Origin of the sequence: Microlunatus parietis (genome assembly GCF_013407955.1) — a bacterium.
GTDB classification, from domain to species: Bacteria; Actinomycetota; Actinomycetes; order Propionibacteriales; family Propionibacteriaceae; genus Microlunatus; species Microlunatus parietis.
The window spans coordinates 3,474,924-3,498,829 of record NZ_JACCBU010000001.1; the positions used below are offsets into that span (position 1 = coordinate 3,474,924).

Annotated in this window: 16 protein-coding genes; 11 read left to right on the plus strand and 5 right to left on the minus strand. The window is 70.0% G+C overall.

Going from position 1 to position 23,906, the window contains the following annotated elements; all coding sequences use genetic code 11:
* Positions 1-287 precede the first annotated feature (287 nt).
* The 3 genes from BKA15_RS16760 to BKA15_RS16770 are packed head-to-tail and all read left to right on the plus strand — an operon-like array spanning position 288 to position 8,848.
* Positions 288-3,590, plus strand: coding sequence for a hypothetical protein (locus tag BKA15_RS16760; protein ID WP_179752627.1), 3,303 nt, complete (start codon positions 288-290; stop codon positions 3,588-3,590).
* An 8-nt stretch (positions 3,591-3,598) separates the two neighbouring features.
* The gene (locus tag BKA15_RS16765; protein WP_179752628.1) at positions 3,599-7,549 is read left to right on the plus strand and encodes a hypothetical protein; all 3,951 of its coding nucleotides are present in this window, start codon (positions 3,599-3,601) and stop codon (positions 7,547-7,549) included.
* 54 nt (positions 7,550-7,603) lie between these two features.
* On the plus strand, positions 7,604-8,848 hold the full coding sequence (locus BKA15_RS16770) for a hypothetical protein (RefSeq protein WP_179752630.1): 1,245 nt from the start codon (positions 7,604-7,606) through the stop codon (positions 8,846-8,848).
* Between the two features lie 44 nt (positions 8,849-8,892).
* Here the strand turns inward: BKA15_RS16770 and BKA15_RS16775 are convergent, their stop codons facing one another.
* The 3 genes from BKA15_RS16775 to BKA15_RS16785 all read right to left on the minus strand — a co-directional run bounded on the left by BKA15_RS16775 (position 8,893) and on the right by BKA15_RS16785 (position 15,200).
* The gene (locus BKA15_RS16775; protein ID WP_179752632.1) at positions 8,893-11,742 is read right to left on the minus strand and encodes an ATP-binding protein; all 2,850 of its coding nucleotides are present in this window, start codon (positions 11,740-11,742) and stop codon (positions 8,893-8,895) included.
* 84 nt (positions 11,743-11,826) lie between these two features.
* On the minus strand, positions 11,827-14,664 hold the full coding sequence (locus BKA15_RS16780; protein WP_179752634.1) for a vWA domain-containing protein: 2,838 nt from the start codon (positions 14,662-14,664) through the stop codon (positions 11,827-11,829).
* Positions 14,661-15,200: a hypothetical protein gene (locus tag BKA15_RS16785; protein ID WP_179752636.1), complete on the minus strand. Its 540-nt coding sequence runs from the start codon at positions 15,198-15,200 to the stop codon at positions 14,661-14,663. The genes BKA15_RS16780 and BKA15_RS16785 overlap by 4 nt, the downstream gene beginning before the upstream one ends.
* Positions 15,201-15,391: 191 nt before the next feature.
* On the opposite strand from BKA15_RS16785, the gene BKA15_RS16790 reads away from it, so the two are divergent.
* The 7 genes from BKA15_RS16790 (at position 15,392) to BKA15_RS16820 (ending at position 21,680) form a co-directional block, all read left to right on the plus strand.
* Positions 15,392-15,844: a hypothetical protein gene (locus tag BKA15_RS16790; RefSeq protein ID WP_179752638.1), complete on the plus strand. Its 453-nt coding sequence runs from the start codon at positions 15,392-15,394 to the stop codon at positions 15,842-15,844.
* A gap of 70 nt (positions 15,845-15,914) precedes the next feature.
* Positions 15,915-17,033 (plus strand): lipid II:glycine glycyltransferase FemX, encoded by a 1,119-nt coding sequence (locus BKA15_RS16795; RefSeq protein ID WP_179752640.1) that lies wholly within the window; start codon positions 15,915-15,917, stop codon positions 17,031-17,033.
* Between the two features lie 10 nt (positions 17,034-17,043).
* A complete protein-coding gene (locus BKA15_RS16800) occupies positions 17,044-18,102 on the plus strand; it encodes an alanine racemase (protein ID WP_312879075.1) in 1,059 nt (352 codons plus the stop codon).
* 48 nt (positions 18,103-18,150) lie between these two features.
* Positions 18,151-18,465, plus strand: a complete 315-nt coding sequence (locus tag BKA15_RS16805; protein ID WP_179752642.1) for a hypothetical protein — start codon at positions 18,151-18,153, stop codon at positions 18,463-18,465.
* Positions 18,466-18,535: 70 nt separating this feature from the next.
* Positions 18,536-19,786 carry an MFS transporter gene (locus BKA15_RS16810; protein ID WP_218871385.1) on the plus strand — a complete coding sequence of 417 codons (1,251 nt, stop codon included), beginning with the start codon at positions 18,536-18,538 and terminating at the stop codon, positions 19,784-19,786.
* 61 nt (positions 19,787-19,847) lie between these two features.
* Positions 19,848-20,777 (plus strand): 1-aminocyclopropane-1-carboxylate deaminase/D-cysteine desulfhydrase, encoded by a 930-nt coding sequence (locus BKA15_RS16815; protein WP_312879077.1) that lies wholly within the window; start codon positions 19,848-19,850, stop codon positions 20,775-20,777.
* Between the two features lie 495 nt (positions 20,778-21,272).
* The gene (locus BKA15_RS16820; RefSeq protein ID WP_218871387.1) at positions 21,273-21,680 is read left to right on the plus strand and encodes a hypothetical protein; all 408 of its coding nucleotides are present in this window, start codon (positions 21,273-21,275) and stop codon (positions 21,678-21,680) included.
* Here BKA15_RS16820 and BKA15_RS16825 read toward each other — a convergent pair whose 3' ends face one another.
* Both BKA15_RS16825 and BKA15_RS16830 read right to left on the minus strand, forming a co-directional pair.
* On the minus strand, positions 21,681-22,484 hold the full coding sequence (locus BKA15_RS16825; RefSeq protein ID WP_179752644.1) for a tyrosine-protein phosphatase: 804 nt from the start codon (positions 22,482-22,484) through the stop codon (positions 21,681-21,683). It abuts the gene before it with no gap.
* The gene (locus BKA15_RS16830) at positions 22,481-22,900 is read right to left on the minus strand and encodes a winged helix-turn-helix transcriptional regulator (protein WP_179752646.1); all 420 of its coding nucleotides are present in this window, start codon (positions 22,898-22,900) and stop codon (positions 22,481-22,483) included. The genes BKA15_RS16825 and BKA15_RS16830 overlap by 4 nt, the downstream gene beginning before the upstream one ends.
* Before the next feature lie 101 nt (positions 22,901-23,001).
* Here BKA15_RS16830 and BKA15_RS16835 point away from each other — a divergent pair, with 101 nt between their 5' ends.
* Positions 23,002-23,904, plus strand: a complete 903-nt coding sequence (locus BKA15_RS16835; RefSeq protein WP_179752648.1) for an NADP-dependent oxidoreductase — start codon at positions 23,002-23,004, stop codon at positions 23,902-23,904.
* The last annotated feature ends 2 nt before the right edge of the window (positions 23,905-23,906 follow it).

The following is a 23,906-nucleotide window of genomic DNA, read 5'->3' on the forward strand; positions in this document are numbered from 1 at the left end:
TCCTCACACTCGGTGGGCTCCCCGGCGCAGCGATGGCCAGCCGGCGCTCCTCGACCCGGGCTTCTCGGCTCGGGTGGCCGGTCACTCACGCTCGGTGACTGGACCGGTCCAGGGCCCAGGCGCCGGGCCCGAGGTCCGTGAGGCGGTCGCTTCGGGATATCGGCAACCTACCGCGGGATTCGGTTTCGGGATGTACGTGATTTTGCGGATACCGGCTCCTAGCCCCCGGAGGAGACCCTGGCCTGGGACCGGTGCACGGGCGCGGTTGCGGGTGGGGGGAGATTCTGGTGGACGTTGCGGACGATACGACCCGACCGAACGGGCTCAGCCGGCGACGGTTCCTCATCGTCGGCGGGGCGGGGGTCGCGGCGACCGGGCTGGCGACGGAGCTGCAGCCGATCCTCACCGCCGCGGCGGCCGAGCCGACCTTCACGCTCGACCTGGTACGCCGCGAAGACATGGCGGTGCTGACCTTCGAGTTCCACAATCTTGCGCTGAACACCGACGGACCGACCCCGATGCTGAACCGGGTCGACGACGGCTTGGAGTCCCTGGTCCTGGTCAGGCTGGGTTCCCAGCACCTGATGGAGCAGCCGACCGAGTGGGAGCAACCGGGCGAGTGGGAGCAGCCCGAGCCTTCGCTACCAGCCGTCGGCGCGATCCGCACCAAGGCCGTCGGACCATCGCGCATCGCGTTCCTGGTCCCGCAGACGGTGAAGTCATTCCCGTACACCGAGGACGGCTTGTTCGAGTGGTGGCGCTGGGTGATGCGAGTGCACGCCCGCGCGCTCGCGCCGGATGCGCAGATTCCCGGGACCCTGCCGCTGGTGGACACCGATCATCCCGGAGAACTGCAGACCGACCTGCTGCTGACCGACTGGCTGCACCTCTCTCCCGACGGGTTGGCGACCTGGCTGCATCCGGCGCGCCCCGTCACCCGGGACGGCCGCACCGAGCTCTGGCACACCAGGCTGCGGCTCCGCGACAAGGACGGCCGACCCGACACGTCCCGCCGTCCGCCGACGATCCGGGCCATCTCCCGGGACGACAAGGCGTTGCAGCCGGGCGAGGAAGTGTTCACCGCGCTCCGGCCGCCCCAGCAGGAGTTCGCGCCCCAGGAGATCGTCCTCGCCACAACGGATTACGCGCGCGGCGACAACGTCGAGCCGGTGACGGCCGACCTGCTGCTGCTCAGCTCGCTCGGTTCCTCGGTGGACCTCGAGGGCAACTGGCGCAAGATCCCTGGACTGTCGATCGCGAAGTGGCTGCACCGATCGACGATGGGCCGGGACAACTACGTCCGGGTGGAGACCCGCGGCTACCTCTTCCCGTTCGGGCACCGAGCCGTTCTCGTCAGCGAGACCCAGCGCCGGATCGCGAGCAACGGCGTCGCCTATCTGTTCCGGAAGTCGTTCATCGTGGTCAAGGAACCGGTGAAGCAATACCCCGGCTTCGGCGACGAAACGTACGAAGGCCGCCGGTCGCCGTTCCAAGAAGTCCGCTTGACCACCACGGTGACCCCGGACCTTCCGCTGAGCCAGGCGGATCCGGTCGGGTCCAGCACCACCAGCTTCTGGGTGCCGACCAAGGACCCGGCCACCGGCGACGTGCACGATTTCCCGTTCCCGATCATCGCGACGGACTGGGAAGGGCGCGCGGTGAAGTTCAACGCGTCGCTGGCCTACCTCGACACGAAGGAAGCAGTCGATCACGCGGTCCTGACCGACCTGATCCAGAGGTACGCCGACTACGAGACGTTCGGCAAGTCCAGCCCGACCGACGCCGAGAAGAAGCTCAACGCGCGCCGCACGGTGATCATGTCCGGTGAGAAGATCGCCTTCGCCGAACCACGGCAGCCCGGCGATACGGCCTACCCGATCACCAGGCTCTACCTCGGCGCCTACACCGGACAGGCCGCCGCAGCCGAGCTCGACCAGCGGGATCTGCCGAACTTCTATCCGGCGATGCTCGCGGCCAGGGTGCGACTGGCGGCGATCGAAGCCGTCACCGGTCAGGGTGAACAGTTCTTCGACCAGGCCACCTACATCGGCTACGACCCGCAGTTCACCACGACCTCCGCCGCCAAGGCGGCCGCCGCCAATCAGGCGGACACCTTCGCCCGGGTGCAGTGGGAGCTCACGGCGCTCGGCAAGGTGATCAAGCATCTCGAGGACGCCACGAACCCGCTGCCCGAATTCCCCCGGGAGGTCAGCGTCTCCTTCGGCGGAACCTCGGCCAACCCGACGGGTGACAAGGTCGGCGGCGTCGCCTTGCCGGACCTCCAGGTCGGCGCCCTGTCTCGTACCTTCGGTCCGCTGTCCGGCAGCGTCGGCGCGATCAGCGACCTGGCGAACGGGACCTTCGATCCCAAGGACTTCTTTCCCGAGTCGGCCCAACTGCTCGGCGGAATCAAACTGCGGGACATCATCCAGAGCCTTCCGCTGGCTCAGGGCGGCGGCGGGCCGACGATCATCACCACGCTGGAGTACGGCAACGGCGACAACGCGCCGCCGACGGCAACGCTCACCACCCTCGACTGGGCGCCGCGCGTGTTCGGTCCCGACCAGAGGCCGGCACCGCCTCAGGAACCGGAGCACGTCCTCTCCCTGGTCCCGTACGGTGCGGACGGGACGCACGCGACGATGCGCCTGCACGGCGAGTTCCGTACCGTCTTCGGCGGCGAGAGCACCTCGGTGATCCAGGGCGAGCTGCGCGACTTCACGCTCAACCTGATCGAACCCGGCCACGCCCTGCTCGACTTCATCGCACTGAGCTTCAAGCGGTTCGCGTTCGAACAGCGCGGCGACGCCAAGCCCACGTTCGATCCCGAGATCGATCAGGTGCGGTTCAAGGGACCGCTGAGTTTCATCAACACCCTGCAGGAGTACCTCGCCTCCCTGGGCGGTCCGAGCATCGATCTGCAGCCCAGCGGGGTCAGCGTCGGCTACACCTTGGAGATCCCGTCGGTCGCGGTCGGTGTGTTCTCACTGCAGAACATGAGCTTCTCGGCCGGACTGACCCTGCCGTTCGACGGCTCACCGGTGATCGGCCGGTTCGGCTTCTGCAGCCCGGAGAACCGATTCCTGGTCTCGGTGTTCATTTTCGGCGGCGGCGGCTATCTCACCCTCGAACTCAGCACCGAACGACTGCGCAAGCTCGAAGCGGCGATCGAGTTCGGCGGCGTCCTCGCGCTGAACATCGTGATCGCCAGCGGCAGCCTCTCGGTGATGGCCGGCATCTATTTCAAGCTGGAGTACAACGAGACCACCAAGAACGACGAGGTCACGCTCGCCGGCTACCTGCGAGCGGTCGGCAAGCTCAGCGTGCTGGGTCTGATCACCATCACCGCCGAGTTCTACCTGGCGCTGCAGTATCAGTCCGCCGACAACTCGGTGGAAGGGATCGCGATCCTCAGGGTCACCGTCGAGGTCCTCTTCTTCTCCAAGACCGTCGAGCTGGAGGTACGGAAGAAGTTCGCCGGGCCGGGCGGCACCGCGGCGCGCGCATTGGCCGCAGCGGGACGGCACGAGTTCGGCGACCTGATGAGCCAAGCCGACTGGAACGACTACGTCGAAGCATTCGCGGGCTAGGGGGAGACATGGCTGACCAGAACGTGGTCTGGACCGTCGTTCCGAAGGGCGCCGGGGCCGGTCGCGTCCACTTTTCGATCTTCGTCCGGCCGCGATTGACCGGCGGGGCGACACTGGCCGACTTCGAGCACTGGATGTCCTGGCCGGAGCAGAACGTGAAGTTCTTCATCACCCTCGATGGGGGCGCCGAAATCGAGGCCCGGGCCGAGGGACCGGACCGCCGGCCCGACCTGTGGGCGAAGCTGTTTCCGCCCTCGACGCCGGTGGACGCACCGGACGCGGTGAGCGTGCAAGCGCTGGCGGCGGCCGGCGTGCCCAAGGTACGGTCGGCGCCGACCGGCGCGGTGCGTACCTTCATCAAGCAGCAGTACCAGATCGCCGGGGCACGCTTCACCACCGATCCGCCCGGCTATTACGCCTACGAGGAGCCGGGCGGCGACGGGCTGGCGCCCCAGAACGGCGGCGGGTTTCCGTTCGGCGTGCTCGACCTGCACCGGGTGGCCCTGTTGCCGGGCGACAAGGAGAAGATCCGCAACCGGATCCGGACCGAACTTGATCAGCACGGCTACTTCCTCGGCGGCGAGCTGACGATCGACGGCACCACCTACAGCGCGGCGGCCGTCAATTTCCTGCTCGTCGAGCAGTTCCACCGACGCCGCCGGGCGGACAACCACGCGGGTCAGACCCCGCCCAAGGTGCGAGTCCTCGCCGACCCGGGCGACCAACTGGACTTCCACTCCGTCGTCGGACATCTCGGCGCGTATCCAGCCGTGTTGCGCAGGCTCGGCCTGGTCCGCGACATCTCGATCCCGCTCCCGGCTGGCCTGCCAGCCACCCCGGTGGCGGTTCGGGTCCGGGCCGACTGGGCGGGCGCCGGTCCGAACGACGATTACACCACAACGCTGTGCGAGATCAGCGCCGATCGCTGCAGCGCCGCGCCCGCACCCGACTCGGTGATCTCCGATGGCCTGCTCCGGCTCGACGAACCGCCCTTCCAACTGGTCGAGATCGACTCCGACGCGATCGCCAACAAGGTGCTCGGCTTCGCCCAGTCCGTTCAGGCGACGCCCAGAAACTCGCCCGAGCCGCTGGCGCCACCGTCCACCGAGGCCACCGGCCTTGCGTTGCACCGGACCGACAAGGCCAAGATCTTGTACCAGACGTTGGGCAAGGTGGCCGGAATGCAGTCCCGGCTGCAGACCAGGGCGCTGGCCGACGAGCCGTTGCACGCCGAGGACCTGCTGCGTGGTTATCGGCTGGACGTCTGGGACGACGCGACCGGGACATGGCACAGCCTCTGCCGGCGCAAGGGTAGCTACACCTTCGACGACGTCACGATCACGCTCGATGACGAGGGCATGATCGAATCCGCGCACACCGAGCAGAGCGACGACGACACCGTCTATCTGCACGAGTCGATGGCTCGCTGGGTCGGTTACAGCCTGGTCGCACCGCGTCCGGGACTCGGCACCGCCGGCGACGACGACTCCGAGCTGGCCGGACCGGACAGCGACCCCGATGAACGGTTCAAGCTGAAGACGTCGTTCACCGCGACCAAGGGATCGCTGCCGAAGCTGCGGTACGGCCGAACGTACCGACTGAGGGCGCGAGCGGTCGACATCGCCGGCAACAGCCGAAATCTCGGCGACTTCGCCGACGACGACTTCACGGCCGCGACCGAGGCCGTCAGGTATCACCGGTTCGAGCCGGTCGCCCCGCCGAATCTGCTGCTCCGCAGACCCCGCACCGAGGGTGAGTCGCCCGAACTGATGGTGATCCGCAGCAACTACGACACGGCCGCCAAGTCCGACTCGCAACGCCACGTCGTGCCCAACAAGACCGCCCAGCTGACCGCGGAGCAGCACGGCATGTTCGACACCAATCCGAACATCCTCAACCCCAGTTCGATGAGCAAGGCCGCGTACGCATTGATCAAGGAACGGGATCCGGCAACGCTGGCCGACCGGGGCGAACCCGATCCGAGCGGCCACGACCTGCGGTACTACGACACCGACCAGCTCAAGGTTCCCTATCTGCCCGACGTGCTGGCCCGGGGCGCCGCCTTCGCCGGCCTGCCCGGCACCGACGACGTCGTCACGGTCGACTTCGACTTCGCGCTGCTGCACCGCTGGCCGGACGCCCGCCCGTTCCGGCTCCGGCTGCTCGAGGGCACCGGGGCGCCGACCTGGGCGGCGAGCTCGCGCCTGCTCACCGTCCGGCTGCCCAAGGGACGCGCCGCCACCGTGCGGTACAGCTGCCGGATCGACGCGGGCGACCGGGAGCTGCTCGGGCTGTGGAACTGGCTGATGGAGTACGCGGCCGATCATGACTACTCCGAGGAGCGGATCGCGGAGCTTGAATCCTTGGCGACGAAGGGCCGGCTCTGGCAGCTGACCCCCTATCGGACGCTCAGCCTGGTGCACGCGGTCCGGCAGCCGAACACGCCGCCGGCGTTCACCAAGCCGGTCGCGGTCCGCAGGATCGGTGACACGTTTGCCAAGATCACCGACAAGATCACTGCCGACCGTCCCAGCACGAGCAAGATCGACTTGGTGGCGCGCTGGACGGAGCCGGTCGATCTGCTCAGCGAGCCGGGACCCCGAGAGATCACGGGCAGTGATCATGCCTTCGACGTGAAGCTCGATCCACGGGAGGACGATGCGGGCCCGGTAGTTCTTGATCAACAGCATGAGCTGCACGACACCTTGCGGCGCGTGATCAACTACGAGCTGATCGCCAGCACGCGGTTCGCCGAGTACTTCACCGAACGCAAGCGCACGACCCTGACCGCCGGCACCGACACCAAGATCTCCACCGCCGGCATCGTGCCCGGGTCGGACGTGATCACCTCGACCGACGGGCCGAGGAAGACCTACGCCCGCAACGTCGACTACACGATCGACTACGCCGCCGGCACGGTGCGGCCGACCGACGCGTTCACCGGCGGCACGGTCGAGGTCGCGTTCGTGGCACCGCCGATCACCCGATCCAGCACGGAGACCAAGCCGGCCGCGGTGGTCGACATCCCCAGCTCGGCGCGGCCACGGATTCCGGAGATCGCCTACCTGCTGCCGACGTTCGGCTGGCAGAACACCAAGTCCGGCGACACGATCACCAGCAAACGCCTCGGTCATGGGCTGCGAGTGTTCCTCCACCGGCCGTGGTACTCCTCCGGCGTCGGGGAGCAGCTTGCGGTGGTCTTGTTGCGGCAGCTGCCGCCGGCCGATCCGACGGCGCGGCAGCAGCTGTTCGACCGGCTCGGCCGCTACGTCACCACCTGGGGTCTCGACCCCGCGTTCGCGACCCAATCACCGGCCGAGCCGCTGCAAACCGTGCCGCTGGTCAGCGACTTCCCGCTGGCCCAGCGGCCGAAGACCAAGATCATCCTCGCCGAAGCCGACAGTGATCAAACTCTGCGGGATCAGTTCGTCGCCGTCGCGCCGCACGAGGTGCATTACGACAAGCAGCGCCGGCTGTGGTTCGCCGACATCACGCTGACCGCGACGCCGGCCTACATGCCGTTCATCCGGCTCGCTCTGGCCCGCTATCAGCCAAGATCGATCTCGAAGGTCGAACTGTCCACGGTCGCGCTGGCCCAGTTCGCCCAACTGAATCCGGACCGGACGCTGACCGTGACCGGTCCGGCCACGGCCAGCCAGCTCGCTGTCACGGTGGCCGGCGGCAGGGCCTACGCGCCCAAGAGCGGCTACACGAAGCCGGCGCGGGTCGAGGCCCTGGTCCAGACCGCGAACCCGGCCCTGTCCGGGGAGCTGGCCTGGACCACGGTCGGCAACCCGATCCCACTGACGGCGGGGGGTTCACCCGGCACCTGGTCCGGCAACGTCACCCTCCCCGCGCCGCGGGGGAGTCAGCCGTTCCGGCTGGTGATCAAGGAGTTCGAGGTGCCGGAGCTGGGTGATGATCGCCGACTCGTCTATGCCGACACCGTACAGCTCTAATCCAGCTCCCCGCCTTGAGCAAGGCGCAAGGGGTCGAATCGAATGGGGACAACGATGCGCAAACTGTTGATCACCGCCGTTGCCGCAGCGCTCGTCGCATCGCTGCTGGGCGCGCCAACCGCGGTGGCCGAGGAGCGCCCGCATGAGCAGCTCAAGCAGCGCGTCCTGCAGCCGCGGGCCCGAACGCTCGCGGCCGACGAGGGCACCGGCAACGGGATCTACCGAGTGCATGTCGAGCGCGAACGTGGACTGGCGCCCGGCACGTTCACCGTTCTCACCGGCCCGGACAACCCGGCCGGGGAAGGGCTCAACGTCCTCTTCGGCGATGGTGTGCCCGGCACCAGCTACATGATCGTCAGACAGTCCACGGACGACGGCGAGATCACCGACTGGGTGCAGGGTCAGTTGATCACCCACGCCACCGAGCGGTCATTGGACGAGTACTACTGGTACACCGAGACCCTGGATTCGGGTTACGTCAGCTACTGGTCGAGCATCTGGTTCGGCACCATCAGCCAGCGGGTCGAGGTGGTCGGCAAGACCCAGGCGGACACGCGAGTCGAGGTCACGACGACGGTTGATCCGGAACGGGCCGATGAGCTCCAGGTGCAGTACATCTGGGACGTCGCGACCGGCGCGGACGACGGCCCGGCGCTACAACAGCTGACCGCCACCAGCCAGTTCAGCCCGTACGCGCCGGTGATCAACAACGAGAAGTTGCTCACGGACACCACCCGGATCGCCGTGGTCGACAACGAGGACAACGTCGCCGGCCCCTCGCCGGCCCTGGCTACCGCCGTGACGGCGACCGGGGGCGTCGAGTCGATGCAGTACGTCTGCTGGCCGGACGCGATCTACGCCGAGTTCGGTGCGTACGAGGTCTGGGATCAATACGACATCAGCACCCCCGACTCCGAGTGCGTGAACACCGACGGCGACAACGACTCGGCCGTGATCATGACCTTCGAAACCGGCTCCGAGGTGTCGGCGTCGCTGGCGATGACCCCGGGAACGCCGTACCCGACCGCGATCGACGCCCGGCCGGTGCTGCTCCGCCTGCTACCGGCCTTCCGGGCCACCCTGACCGACCGGGCCGAGGGCGAGCCGCTGGCCGGCCGCAAGATCAACTTCCTGGTCGGCAGCACCGTCCGCTGCAGCGCCGTCACGAACGCGGCCGGTGTCGCGAGCTGCGGCACCCTGACCGACGCCCTGGCCGCCGTACTGGCCCTCGGCTACACCGCCCGCTACCCCGGCAACGCGATCTGGGCCTCCAGTTCTGACAAGGGCGGCATCGCGTGACGAGATCGGACAGGGATCGATCCCGGGCGCGAGCGGCCCTGCACTCATGACACAAGCCCGTCACGCTGTCCGACGTCGGACTTGGTGGGGGCGCGGGCCCAGAGGGTGGCCAGGGCGGCTCGGGAGGAGACCTGCAGCTTGGCGTAGATGTTGGCCAGATGGGTGTCGACGGTGCGCGGGCTGAGGAACAGTTGCTCCGCGATCAGTCGGCTGGTCAGGCCGCGCGCGACCAGTTCGGCGACCTGGCGTTCGCGCTTGGTCAGCCCGCTGCCCTGGGCGTCCGCGGCGGTCCCGGTGGTCACCCGGCGGCCCAGCCGGCGCAGCTCCCGTACCGCCTCGGCTTCGAGTCGGCGGGCACCGAACTCGGCCGCCTGCTGCCGGGTGAAGTCGAGCGCAGCGACCGCCCGGGGCCGGTCCCCCAGCAGCTCGTACGCCCGGCCGCCGACCAGGTTCGCCAGCGCGACTTCGTAGCGGGCCGCGGCCGACTCGAAGGCCGCGGCGGCCTCCAGCGACCGCTCGACCGCCCCCGCCGCCTCGCCCCGGGCCAGCAGTACCCGGGCCCGGGCCAGCAGGGCATGGCCGAACCGGCGCGGCAGCCCGGCCGGGCAGATCTCCTCGGCCCGGCTGGCCCAGCCGTCGGCGGCCTTGAGCTGTCCGCGCTCGATCTCGCCGGCGGTCAGGTAGTCGTAGAGCGTGGTCCGGTTCAGGACGTCGAGGTCCGGTGCCTCCGGCCCGCCGACCGCGGCCAGGAACCGTTCGATCGCGTCCGGCTGGCCAGCCGCCTGCCGGGCCACGTAGAGCCCGGCCTCGGCCAGCGGCCGCGCCTGCCCGCCGGCCAGGTTGCCGGCCCGGACCGCGCCCAGCCCGCTCTCCAGGGCGGCGTCCAGATTCCCTTGCCAGACAGCGATCCAGCAGCGTTGGCACCAGACCGTGGCCCGCATCCCCTCGTCCGGCGACAGTTCCATCGCGTCCGAGGCGGTCTCGGCGGCGGCCGCCGCGTCGGCCAGCCGGCCGAGCACCCGCAGCGCGACGGTCCGGCTGTTCAGCAGGTACGTCAGCACGTAACCCTGGCCGCCGGCCCGGGCCACCTCGACCGACCGGTCGGCATAGCGGAGGCAGTCGTCGTAGCGGTCCAGCAGCAGCGCCGCCCAGGCCAGCGCGGGCAGTACGTCGATGCCGGAGGTGACCTCGGTGTCGTACAGGCGGTCGACCAGGCTGGTCGCGACGCCGTACCAGCGCCGAGCGGTCTCGGTCTCGCCGCGGCCGGCGGCGCGGACCGCGAGCAGCCCGGCCGACTCGGCCTGGAGCAGCAGGTCGCCGTGCCGGCACGCGGTGGTATACGCCTCGAGGGCGAGCTCCCGGCCGCGGAAGGCGCCGGCGTTCGTCTCCACCAGCGCCAGTGCGACCTTGAGCCGTGCCGCGGCCTGGCTGTCGTCGTCCGGCAGCTGGTCCAGTTCGCGGTGCAGCAGCCCGAGCGCCCGGCCCGACACCAGCATCGGTGCCACCAGCGCGTAGAGCGCGAGCGCTTCCAATCGCTGCGGCGACGGCTCGGCCGGCAGCCCGGCGAGCACCTGGTCGAGCAGCTCGGCAGCCGAGATCACGTCGGCCGAGACGATCAGGGCCCGGGCCCGGGCCAGCGAGAGCGCGACCCGCCGGTGCTGTTCGGCCGCGCCGTGCGGGAGCAGGCGCAGCGCCGTACCGAACCAATGGGCCGCCGTGCTCGGCGCCTTGGGCAGCGCCTCCTCCGCGGCCCGGGTCAGGATGTCGATCGCCGGCAGGTCACCGGCGCCGGCGGACAGTTCGACGTGGTGGGCCAGGGCGGACACCGCGGCGCCCTGTCGCTGCAGCGCGGCGGCGGCCCGCTCGTGCGCCAGCAGCCGGAACCCCTCCGGTGCCGAGCGGTAGATCAACTGCCGGACCAGCGGATGCCGGAAGGTGAACCGGCGCGCTCCCTCGGTGACCCGGACCAGGTCCAGCGCGACCAGTTCGTCCAGCCGGCCGAGCAGGTCCTCGGCGGGTTCCCCGGCCGCCGCGGCGGCGACCTCGAAGTCGAAGGGGTCGCCGGCGATCGCGGCGGCCTGAGCGAGCCGCCGGGCGGCCGGCCGGGCCCGGTCCAGCTCGGCCAGCAAGGCGGCCTCGACGGCGGGCGGAAGTCCGGCTCCGCTGGGCCGGGCCGTCGGGTCGAGCCGGTCGGCACCGGCCAGCGCGAGCAGATAGAACGGGTTGCCGCCGCTGGCCTGGTGCAGCTCTTCGGCATCCTCGTCGACCAGCTCGGCCACCTCGGCCCGCGTCAGCGGTGTAGGGCTGATCCGGGTCGAGCCGCGGGCCAGGATCCCGACCAACCGATTGCTCGCCTGGCGCGGCCGGTAGGCGGCCGCCAACAGCAGTGGCCCGGCCGGCGGATGCCGGCAGAGCAGGTCGAGCAGTTCCAGCGACGCCGCGTCGGCCCAGTGCAGGTCGTCCAAGATCAACAACAGCCCGCGTTCGCCGGCCAGCAGGCCGAGCAGGGCACCGATCGCCCGGTGCAGCCGGTAGCGGGCACCCGGCGCGGCCGTGCTCTCGGTGTGCTCGGCCAGCGACGGCAGGACGGCGCCACAGCGGGCCAGCCGGTCCGGCCCGAGCGGGTCGAACTCGGCCCGCGGCAGGCTCGCAACATGATCGTCCAGAGCCTCGACGAAGACGCCGTACGGCAGCGACTGCTCGAACTCGCCGGCCGAGCCGGTCAGCGCCAGCAGCCCGCGCCGCTCGGCCCGGAGTCGCAACTCGGCCAGCAACCGGGATTTTCCGATGCCCGGATCCCCGACCACGGCGAGCACCGACGGCCCCTCGTCGATGCTGTTCAGGGCGGCATCCAGGGCCGCCAGTTCCTCAGTCCGTCCAATGATCCCCGCCATACGCGCCCCGCCTACGGTGAGATGTGGTAGGCCGAACTTTACTCCCGCCGCCCCGGAGCGCCAGGGCCGTTGGTCACGGCGAGGTCAGGCCCGCCGTCCGGTGCCGGACCCGTCGTCGTCGAGGTCGTCGAAATCGAACGACCAGTCGTTCTCGCCCGCCCGCTGCGGCGGCGCCGGCTGATCTTGCCGAGGCGGCGCGGCCGGCCGTTGTTGATCTTGACCGGGCTGATCGTGGTGCGGGCCCGGCGGCGGTTGTTGATCTTGGAACGGATTCGCGGCCGGGGCCGGCGCAGCCGGCCCGTCGAACGGTCCCGCGGGCACCGGCGGCGGTGCGTCCGGCGCGGTGCCGGCGGCGTGCAGCCGGGTCACCAGGTCGGGCACCTTGCGGTCGATCTCCTCGGCCATCGCCTGCAACCGGTCCGGGGTCAGATCGGCACCGATGAAGATCAACAACTCGGCCCGGTCGGGCGGTCCGGCGGGGTCGTGCTGCACCACCCAGGTGTTGTGCACGGCGAGCGGCAGCCGGGCGTCCCGGCCGGGACCGTACGGGTTCGGGTCGGTGGACGAGGCGCCGATCAGGCCGGGCGAGGTGACCACGACGAAGCCGGCCCCGAACGGCGACCGGCCGATCGTCGTACGCAGGGTCGCGCCGTCGGCCTCCGCGGTCCGGGACCCGGAGTTGGACAGCCGCACCATGTCGGTGAAGTCGGCCTCGGTGAGCCGGAACGGGCCGCCGTCGCGGAGCACCCGGCCGCCGGTCGGCCCGGCCTCCACGGTGATCGGGATCCGCCGGGCCAGCAGGGCCCGGCTCGGGATCGTCGCGGTCAGCCACTTGGCCAGGTAGAGCAGGCCGAGCGGGATGCCCGGGCCGAGGATCAGCGCCGCGATCAGCGCGGCGGCGAAGTTGATCGGATTCAGCGGCCGGTGCAGGTCGGCGGTGAAGTCGATCTTGACATCCAGGATCCGGCCCGGCTCGCGGTCCGGCGACAGCTTGATCGTCACCGCGCCGTTGAGACTGCCGTTGCCGCCTTCAGCCGTGGTCAGCCGGAGCGGCAGTTCGGCCGTCCGACCCTCGTCGATCCAGAGGCAGTTCCGGGACCCGTCGTTGCTGGACGTGATCTTGACCGCGCCGATCGTGTCCGGCCCGGACTGGATCTCCGGCGAGCCGTCCGCTTCCACCCAGACGCAGCCGGGTCCGGTCACCGGCAGGGTTGCGGTCAGGTCGGCCGGCCCCTCGGCCGAGCCGAAGTTGATCTTGCCGGCGGGCACCGGAAAGCCCTTCTCCGGGGCGATCGTGACCGGGATCTCGATTACCCGCGGGGCGAGCTGGGTGCCGGCCACCCGCTTGCCGCTCGCGTCGACCGTCGCGGCCGTGGTGATCGCGACGCCGAGCCGCAGGGTGGCCCGGCCCGGGGTCACCTTGGTCAGGTCGATCGTCCGCGGCGCCGCGATCTCGCCGGCGTTCGCCTGGTCGGCCAGCACGATCTGCTTGCCGCCCGGCACGGTCAGCACCGCGCCGAAGTTCGCCGTACCCAACAGGGAGCCCGGGTCGATCGCCTTGCCGTCGGCATCGGCCAGCCCGAACTTGACGTTCTTGATCGTTTCGCCGGCCCGCAGCTCGGTCTTCTTCGCGTCCGGCCAGGCCGGGAAGATGTCGCCGGAGACCTGGATGTTGGTGCGCGACCTGGCCTTCGGCGACTTCGCCTGCGGATCGACGAACACGACCGCCCACTGCCCGGTCCAGTCGGCGTTGCCGGGCCGGGTCAGGTCGATGCTCACCGTACGGTTGGACTGCCAGCTGTAGTTGATCTTGACGCCACCGGACTCCGTCTCGGTGGTCCGGCCCGGGTCGCCGCGCTCCAGCGTGATCAACTTCCCGTCCGGCCGGACCAGGACGACGGTCAGCCCGTCGACGTTCGCCGAGCCGAGGATGTGCACCGAGTTGAGCGAGTTGTCCAGCACGAACGCGTGCCGCTGCCGGCAGACCTCGCCCTGGCAGACGCCGGCCTCGGTCTGGGTCGGCTCGCTGGATGGGTCGCGCAGCCGGTCGAACGCGAACAGCAGGTCGTCGATGTTGCTGGCCAGGGTGAACTCGCCCGGCGGCGGTTCGGTGATCCTGCCGCAGGTCTCGTCGCCGGAGGCACCGGTCGCGATGGACCGCATGGTGTCGAAGTCGGAGGCCTTCGCGTCCGCCCCACGCAGCCCGATCGCGAACAGGGTGACCCGGTTGCCGCGCAGCTGGTCGGCCAGCCCGCCGGGCCGGCACAGGTCGCGCCGGGCGGTCGCCTCGGCCTCCCGGACCCGGTCCTCGGTGTCCAGGTCGAGGTCGGGCGCGTACGGCTTGTGCTCGCCGTAGCGTTCCCGGTCCTCGGCGGTGCGGCGCAGATCGAGGTCGAGGGTGCCGTCGGTGAACCAGACGATCGCCTGGCATCGGTCCGGGTCCTTCGCGGTCCGCGCGGCGAGTGCCTGCCGGGCGCCGTTCAGGCCGTTCCAGTAGTCAGTCTCGTAGCCGGAGTTGCGGTCCCGGAACGAGTCCAGCGCCGAGGTGAGGGTACGGGTGCCGTCGCCGGCCAGCCGGGTCCAGTCGCCGACCTCGTTGTAGTCGGACGCGAATCCGGCGACCGCCACGTCCAGCGCGACCTTTCCCTTGCCGGTGAACGCCTCGAGCTGGTTCAGCAGGTAGCCGGCCGCGGTCACCCGGGCGCCGTCCGGGTCGGTCGTCTTCAGGCTGCCCGACTCGTCGATCAGCAGCACCAGGTCGCCCTTCTTCTGCGACATCAGGCAGCCGCCGAAGACCTCGATCGCCGACTTCTCCTTCGCCGCCGCGGGCGTCGCCGGCAGCAGCACCAGCCCCACCACGGCGAGCGCGTACGCGAGCGTGCCCAGCAGCAGCCTGCGGGTCCGGCGGCGGATCCTGGTCACAGGCGGCCCACCCAGAACGCGATCCGCAGCGCCGCGACGACCACGGCCACGCCGCACAGCACCAGCGCCGCGACATAGGCCGGCCGCACCCAGCCCGGCGCCGCGTACACCGGCCGGGCCCGTTCCGCGGTATCGGCCTTGATGAAGTACGCCAGCACGCCGATCGCGACCGGCCCGGCCAGCACCCAGGCGGTGATCGCCAGCCCCGGGATGGCACCGAGCAGCGCGGCCAGCAGCAGCGCGACCAGCGAGATTCCGGCGGCGAGCCCGAGGTACGGCAGCGGCGGCCGGGCGATCTCCAGCGCCGCGACCCCGACGGTCCCGGAGCCGGTCCAGTCGGCCCCGGCGAGGCCGCCCTGATCCCCGCTCCCGCCGAACGGGTCATTCGACGGTGCGCCACCAGCGTTGTCCTGGCCGCCCGGGCCGAACAGGCCGGAGCCGCGCTGGTCGCCCGCGCCGGAGCCGTCCGGCCGCCGAGGCTGGCGAGGATCCGGATCGGCGAACTCGGAGAAATCCCACGGGTCGGGGTCAGGCACTCCGCCACCTCCAACCGTCTGTCGTCAGGGTGAAAAGCTACCCGAGTCGGGAAAGCCCGTGGGCCCGGTTCCTGGCGGCCGGTCAGTTTTTCACGTTACGTGAAAAACTGGCGCTCTACCCCAGAAGCTTCTCTGGTATTGCGACAGGAAACTTGGGGTAGTGGGGCTGGTGAGGTGACTAGGGTGACGGCATGAGCCACGACCCGGCCGGCTCGCCGCGACCGTTCGACTTCGGCGACGACCCGGCGCCCGCGGGACCGGGCCGTCCGGCCGGGAACCCGTTCGAGGACCAGCCGGCCGAGCAGCCGGGCCGGCGCCGGTTCTCCTGGATCGCGCTGATCGTCTCCGTCGGGGTCGCGGTGCTGGTCGGCGTCGGCGGCTATGTCCGTACGGCCGCGTACGCGGACGGCTGGGACGTCGACTCCGGGATCCGCTGGATCGCTCTCACCGTGCTCTGCGTGATCGCGATCCTGATCGCGATCGTGCTGGCCGTCGTCGCCGTGGTCCGGAGCCGCCCGTCGGCCACGGGCGGGTCCCGCGTTCCGCTGCTGATCGCCGTCATCGCGCTGGCCGCCGCGCTGGTGCTGCCCTGGGTCGGCCTGGTGCTCGGGTCCTCGCTCGCCCCGCTGCCACCGGCGCCCTGAGTCTCGTACCGGCAAGACAGTCGCCGGAACGGTTCGGCGGGAACGACGAACGCCAGTATGGTCTTTCCCCGTGGCCATCACCGTGCGCACCATCACGACCGAGGAGCATGTCGCGTTCAACCGCGAGCAGCCCAGCGTGAGCTTTCTGCAGACTCCGGCGTGGGCACGGGTCAAATCCGAGTGGCGGGGCGAGTCGCTGGGCTGGTTCGACGAGGGCGGCAAGCAGATCGGGGCCGGGCTGGTGCTGTATCGCCAGCTGCCCCGGATCAAGCGCTACCTGGCGTACCTGCCGGAGGGCCCGGTGATCGACTGGGAGTCCGACGACATCGGCGCCTGGCTGACCCCGCTGGCCGACCACCTCCGCCGGCAGAAGGCGTTCGGGATCCGGATCGGCTGTCCGCTGGTCGCCCGCCGCTGGCACACCGAGACGGTCAAGGCGGCGATTGCCGACCCGAAGCTGGCCCGGCTCAGCCAGGCGTCGCCGGACGTGGTCAACCACGCCGCGACCCGGACCCGGAACCAGCTGCGCAGCCTCGGCTGGCGGCCGCCGGACTCCGAGCAGGGTTTCGCCGCCGGCCAGCCGCAGTACGTGTTCCAACTGCCGATCGCCGACCGCACCACCGATGAGGTGCTGAAGGGGATGAACCAGCTCTGGCGGCGCAACATCAAGAAGGCCGACAAGCTCGGCGTGACGGTCCGGCAGGGCACCGTGGACGACCTGCCCGCCTTCCACACCTTGTACGTGGAGACGGCGGAGCGTGATCATTTCGGGCCGCGGCCGCTGTCGTACTTCCGGACCATGTTCGACGCGCTGCTGGCCGAGGACCCGGACCGGATCCGGCTCTACCTGGCCGAGCACCAGGGCGACCTGGTCGCCGCGACGACCTGGGTCCGGGTCGGTGATCATGCCTGGTATTCGTACGGGGCAAGCTCGACGGCCAAGCGCGACGTCCGCGGCTCCAATGCGATCCAGTGGCGCATGATCACGGACGCGATGATCGCCGGAGCGACCGTGTACGACCTCCGCGGGATCACCGAGAGCGTGGACGCCGACGACCCGCATCTCGGCCTGATCCAGTTCAAGGTCGGCACCGGCGGCGACGCGGTGGAGTATCTGGGCGAGTGGGATCTGCCACTCAATCCCGTGCTGTACAAGGCTTTCGACCTGTACCTGAAACGGCGCAGGTAACCTGATCGCCGTGACGGGACTTACGCTGCGTCTGGACGCGGCTCGCTGGCGGATGCATCTGCAGACGGTGGCCGGTGCCACGCCCGGCCTGGTGCCGGTCGCCAAGGGCAACGGTTACGGGTACGGGCTGCGCCGGCTCGCCGCCGAGGCGGAAGAGACGATCGGGGTGGACACGATCGCCGTCGGCACCGCCGTCGAGGTGGCCGAGGTGCACGACGTGTTCGGCGGCGACATCGTGATCTTGACGCCGTGGCGGCCGGACGACGAGCTGGCGACCGAGCTGGCCGGCGACCCGCGGATCATCACCACGGTGTCCCGGGTGGCCGACCTGGAGGCGCTGACCGACCTGAACCGCGATCCCCGGGTGCTGCTCGAGGTGCTCACCTCGATGTGCCGGCACGGGATCTTCCCGGACGAGCTGCGCCGGGTCCGGCCGCTGCTGGAACACATCCGGTTCGAGGGCTGGACCATTCACCTGCCGATGCTCGACGAGGGAAGGTACGCGGAGGCGGAGCGGCTCGGCCGGACCGCGCTGGAGGCGGCCCAAGGCCCGCTCTGGTTCTCCCACCTGCCGGCCGAGGACGTCGCCGCGGTGGCCCGCCAGCTCGGCGGCGCCGGAGCGGCCGCGGTGCCGACCCGGCTCCGGCTGGGCACCCGGCTCTGGCTCGGCGACCCGTCCAGCCGGACCTCGACCGCGACCGTGCTCGACGTGCACCGGGTCAAGCGCGGCCAGCGGGCCGGCTACCGCCAGCGCCCGGTCTGGGCCGACGGTTGGATCCTGGTGATCGCCGGCGGCACCTCGCACGGGATCGGGATGGAGGCGCCGACCCCGGCGACCTCGGTCCGGCAGCGCGCGGTCTCGGTGGCCACCGGCTCCCTCGCGGCGGCCGGTCGCGCCCTGAGCCCGTACACCGTGAACGGGAAGAAGCGCTGGTTCCTGGAACCGCCGCACATGCAGTCCAGCCTGGTCTTCCTGCCCGCCAAGGAGACCCCGCCGGCCGTCGGCGAGGAGGTGCCGGTGGAGTTGCGGCTGACCACGGCGACCGTCGACCAGATCGTCGAGGCCTGACCGCCGACATCCCCCGGTGCGGCACCGTTGTGTGCCAGTCTGTGCCGCGTGACGCAACCACCTCCTCCGCAGTACGCCGCGCAGCCCCCGGCCAAGGACCCGGCCATGGTGATGGGCATCGTCGGTCTGATCCTGGCGTTCTTCTGCGCCATCGTCGGACTGGTGATCAGCATCATCGCGTTCCTCAAGTCGAGGAAGGCCGGCTTCACCAACATCCCGGCGCTAATCGGGATCATCGTCGGCATCCTGGCGACCGTCGGCTGGAGCATCGGCGGCGTGAACCTCGGCAACGTCGTCGCCAAGTGCAACGAGCTCGGCCCGGGCGTGCACAAGGTCGACGGCGTCACGTTCACCTGCAGCTGACCCTCTCGGAACCTGATCGATCAGGTTCGAAGAAGCCTGCGGGGATCGGACGAATCTAGATTTCGGTGCCATGAGCACGATGGAGGCGCCGGCCAACCTCTCGTACCGGGAGGTGCTGCGGGACCGCCGGGTGGCCGGCCTGCTGCTGGGCGACCTGCTGGCCGGGGTCGGCACCGGGATGATCATCGTCGCGATGCCGATCCAGACCCTCGCCATCCACGGCTCGTTGCCGCGGGCGATCGCGATCGGGCTGGTGGAGGCGGCGCCGTTCGTGCTGTCCACCGTGTTGGCGCTGGCGATCGGGCTGGGCCGGGTCCGGCTGCCGCCGAGGCTGCTGCTGATCGCCGACTGCGTGCTCCGGTCCTTGACGTTCGCGACGCTGGGCCTGCTGGGAATCACGGGCCGACTGACCCTGCCGGTGCTGATCGGCGGGCTGCTGGTCGGTGCCGTGTTCCGGATGGCCGCGGCGTCCAGCCGGCGGCTGCTCGCCACCGAACTGGCCGGCGAGTCCGGTCGGTTCGCCGCCAACGGGCTGCTCGGGCTGAACTCCAGCTTCGCCCTCTACATCGTCGGCCCGGTGCTCGGCGGCGTGATCGCGACGACCACCGCACCCGGGTACGCCCTGCTGGCCGACGCGGCCGGAGCGCTGGTGCTGCTGGCCGCGGTGATCATCTTCGTCCCCCGCTCGATCCGCCCGCCGCAGCCCGACCCCGTGGACACCGTGCGGCCCAGGTCGGGCTGGCGGATTCTGCGACGGCGCCCGGCGGCCGCCCGGCTGCTGGTGGTCGTGTTCTTCTTCAATCTGCTCTACATGCCGATCGAGATCGCGCTGCCGCTGCTGGTCCGGGACCGGCTGGCCGCCGACCCCTCCGCGCTCGGCCTGCTCTGGGGCGCGCTCGGCGTCGGGGCGCTGATCGGGGCCGCGCTGGTCAACCAGCTCCGCCGGCTACCGCAACGCCGGCTGCTGATCGTGATCATCGCCCTCTGGGCCCTCTGCCCGATCGCCCTCGCGTTCGTCGGCTCGCTGCCCCTGGCCCTGGTCGTGTTCGGGCTCGGCGGCCTGGTCTGGGCCCCGTTCACCCCGGTCGCGTACAGCTTCCTGCAGTCGGGCCTGGAGCCGGACGAGCAGCAGCAGGTGGTGACCCTGTGGACCACCGGCTCCGTGGTCGCCGCGCCGCTCGGCCTGTCCCTCGGCGGCCCCTTGGTCGAGGTTGCCGGCGTGGCCGGAGGCCTCGCCCTGTCCGGCGCCCTGACCCTCCTCCTGGTACCGATCGCCGTGCTGGCGGTCCTGCGAAGGGGCGAGCCAGCGGGTCGCGGGTGAACTTCGTTGCGACTGAACGGCGAAGTTCATCACGCGTCGCGGCACTGGCATCCTTGGCCCTGTGGCCGACGATCTCGCAGCTCAGTTGGGCGTTCGGATGCCCTCGCCGCTTGAGGTTGTCCGGTCGGCTGAACTGGACCGGTTGGGTACGCGTTTGATCTTGAAGCGGGACGATCGAATCCATCCTCAGCTTTCGGGCAACAAGTGGAGGAAGCTGCAGCCCAATCTTGAGGCGGCCCTTGCGGGCGGACATGACACGCTCTTGACGTTCGGCGGGGCCTACTCGAATCACCTTCGAGCCGTCGCGGCTGCTGGTCACTTGGTCGGTCTGCAGACGGTCGGTGCCGTCCGCGGCGAAGAGCACCAGCCTCTGAACCCGACCCTCACCTTTGCCGTCGCCCGAGGGATGCACCTTGTCTACCTGGATCGCCAGACCTACCGAGACAAGGGATCACCCAAGGTCCTTGATCAACTTCATCGGGAGTTCGGCGACTTCTACCTCGTGCCCGAAGGCGGGACCAACGCCCTCGCCGTCCGCAACTGCGCGGAGATCACCCGAGAGATCGAGGAACCGTTCGACCTGATCTGTACCCCCTGCGGTACCGGCGGCACGCTCGCTGGCATGGCAGCCGGGCTACCCCCGGGCTCCCGGGCCTTGGGCTTTTCCGCGTTGAAGGGCGGGGACTTCCTTCGCGACGAGGTTCGGCGTCTGCAAGAAGTCGCCTTTGGCACCGCATTCGAGAATTGGGACATTGAGACCGGGTTTCACTTCGGTGGTTTCGGCAGAAGGACGCCTGAGTTGATGGAGTTCGTCGACCAGTTCGAAGATCATCATGGAACACCCTTCGAATGGGTGTACGTGGCGAAGATGCTGTACGGGGTCATCGATCTTTGCCGGCGAGGCGTGGTTGCACCGCGGAGCACAGTGATAGCGGTGATCACCGGCCCGGATGAGGGGGTCCAGAGTCACAACGCAAGCTGGTGTTGCTGAACGCCACGACTCGACAGGTTGCCGTCGATGAAGGTCAGGGCTCACCGACCGTTGTTGATCTTGAAGTTCTTACCGAACCCGATTCACCGACCTCCGACGTGCCGTCAGATCAGCCACAAGTTGGATCGTGCCGGACTCCAGATCACGATCGACCCGGAGGTCAGCGCCGACCTCTCGCCATTGCCATGTGAACAGCCGTGGGGAGTCCTGACGCCTTTGACCCGCTGCCGGACGCCTACCGGCTACCCACTCGTGCTCAGCGGACTTGGGTGAATTTCCACCGCGACTGACCGGCGAGAATTCACACCCGTTGCCGGGCTGGCCAGGAGCCGCCGGGACTCACAGGCGATTCACAAGCAGGTCCCGCATGGTTCACAAGCAGGCCCGGCACCCTCGGAGTCCACACTCTGATCGTCCATCGGCCGGTCGGGGGCAGCAGCGTGGCTGCACCGGCGTCGTCCGCTGCCAACAGCGAATCCGTGTTCGGGACCGTCGATGACCACGCGCTTGGACGACGGACCGAACAAGGAGAAGGCCCTGATGGAAACCGTCAAGAAGATCGCGGCGTGGACCGGGATCGTCCTCACCGGATTGAGCGGAATCGTGTTGCTCGGCGGCGGCAAGGTGACCTCGGGAGCGCTCCTGATCGCCACGTCTTTCATCCTGGTGCGACCGATCAGGAGGCTCGCTCTGCCGGGTTGGGCTCGGGCAGGATTGATATGTGCCGTGTTCGCCGTGGTGATCTGGAACATCTCCACCACCGAACTGCCGAATCCCTCGAACGACCGGGCGGTCAGTTGCGCTCGGGAATCCGCCTTCGCCGTGACCCCGACGGGGTTCACCTTCCTGGACCAGGTGATCTACATCGTCAGCACCTTCGTGGCCCAGGCTGCGCCTTCCTGATCAGTCGTTGAGGAGCTTGGCGCGCAGGCGTTCTGTGTCGGCGTCGGTCCACCCGATCGACGTCAGGTACGGCAGCACGCCGCCATGCTGTCGGTCCAGGAAGGCCAGCACGTGTTCCATCGTCTCGGGCCTGGTGTGGTGGGAGGACAGGGGGCGGCCCTCCAGATTCGCCGCGTACGTCTTCGACCGGCGCAACCGGTCCACGATCTCGGGGACCTTCTCCGTGCTGGCCGCGTAGTCGGCGATGATCTGGGCGCGGTTGGCGCCGGCGACGGACAGGGCGAGCGCGACGACGGTGCCGGTCCGGTCCTTGCCGGCGGCGCAGTGCACCAGCGCGGCGCCGGGCGCCTCCGCGATGTCGCGCAGGGAGGCGAGCACCGAGTCGGGCCGGTCGACCAGGTAGGACAGGTAGAACGAGGCGGAGGCGTCGGAGACCTGGACGCTCGGCTCCAGGTCGATCCAGGGCAGCGCCTCGGCGGGCGCCGCCTCGACCTTCTCGTGCGGCTGGTCGCTGCTGACCTCCGGGTCGCTCTCGCGGAACATCGAGTGGTGGTGGATCCGCACGTCGTCCCGTCCGGTCAACGGGCCCGGACCCTCCGAGTCCACCTCGTGCGTCGAGCGCAGATCGATCACGTCGGTCAGCCCGTACCGGAGCAGAGCGGCGATGTCGTCCTCGGTCAACGACTGCAGGTTGTCGGATCGGAGCAGGCGACCGGTCTTGATCTTGTCCCCGTCGTCGGTACTGATCCCTCCGACATCACGCAGGTTCACCAGTCCGTCAAGATCAATCCAGTTCGGCGTCACGCCTGCGAGTCTAGTCGGCGGCTTCGGCGGTCGTACGTCCGCTGGGCCCTGTCCACCTGGTCCATGTGGGCCTCCGCCCAGACCTTGAACTGACTGACCAGGACCGCCAGCGAGCGGCCCAGCGGGGTCAGCGAGTAGTCCACCCGGACCGGGACCGCCGCCGTCACCCGGCGGGTGATCATGCCGTCCCGCTCCAAGGTGCGCAGCGTCTGGGTGAGCATCTTCTGGCTGACCCCGACCAGCCGCTGGGACAGCCCGGAGTAGCGCAGATCGCCCTCACTCAGCGCGCTGACCACCAGGGTCACCCACTTGCTGCTCAGGCTGTCCAGCAGGCGCCGGCTGGGGCACTCGGCGAGGTACGCGTCGTAGGCGATCTTCGCCTCGCGCCGTCGCTGTAGGGCGGTCCGGGTCGCCATCGGGCTCACTTCCTTCCCACTTACGCACTTTCAGGTGCCTACTTCCCCATGGGAAGTTACGTGGCCACACTGAAGTCCGTCAACCCCACGAAAGGAAGACCATGAAGGCCGTTGTGATCACCGAACCCGGCGACGTCGATGCCCTGCAGCTGATCGAGCTGGACCCGCCGGAGCCGGGGCCCGGCGAGGTCCGGCTCCGGGTCCTGGCCGCCGGCGTCAATCCGGTCGACCTGGACACCCGGGTCGGCTTCTTCCACCGCGCCGGCTGGATCACCGGGGACCAGGTCGGCCTGGGCTGGGACGTGGCCGGCGTCGTCGACCGGGTCGGTCCCGGGGTGGCCGGGATCGAGCCCGGGCAGCTGGTGGCCGGGCTGCTGGACAAGCTCGATGTCCCGATCGGGACGTACGCCGAGCAGCTGGTGCTGCCGGCCACCTCCGTCGCCCCGGTCCCGGACGGGCTCGGCCCGGTCGCCGCGGCCACCTTCCCGCTGAACGCGACCACGGCCCTCCAGGCGCTCCGCCAGCTCGACCGCTCGGCCGGGGACCGGTTGTTGATCACCGGGGCCGCCGGTGCCGTCGGCGGCTATGCGGTGCCGCTTGCGGCCGCGCAGGGCTGGCGGGTGACCGGTCTCGCCCGGGCCGAGGACCGCGAGTTCCTGCTCGGCGCCGGTGCGGCGGAGGCGGTCACCACGATCGAGGACGGCGCCTTCGACGCGGTGCTGGACGCGGCCGTGCTGAACGACGCCGCGCTGGCCGCGGTCCGCGACGGCGGGACGTACGCCAGCCTGACGCCGGCCGCGCTGCCCACGACGGACCGGCCGATCACGGTCGAAGCCGTTCGCGTCGCGGCGGACTCGGCCGACCTGGCCGAGGTGCTCCGGCTCGCCGCCGCCGGCACGCTCTCGGTCCGGGTCGCCGGCACGCTGCCGCTGGCCGAGGCCGGTACCGCGCACCGGTGGCTGGCCAAGGGCGGTGCCCGCGGCCGGTGGGTGCTGCTGCCCTGACC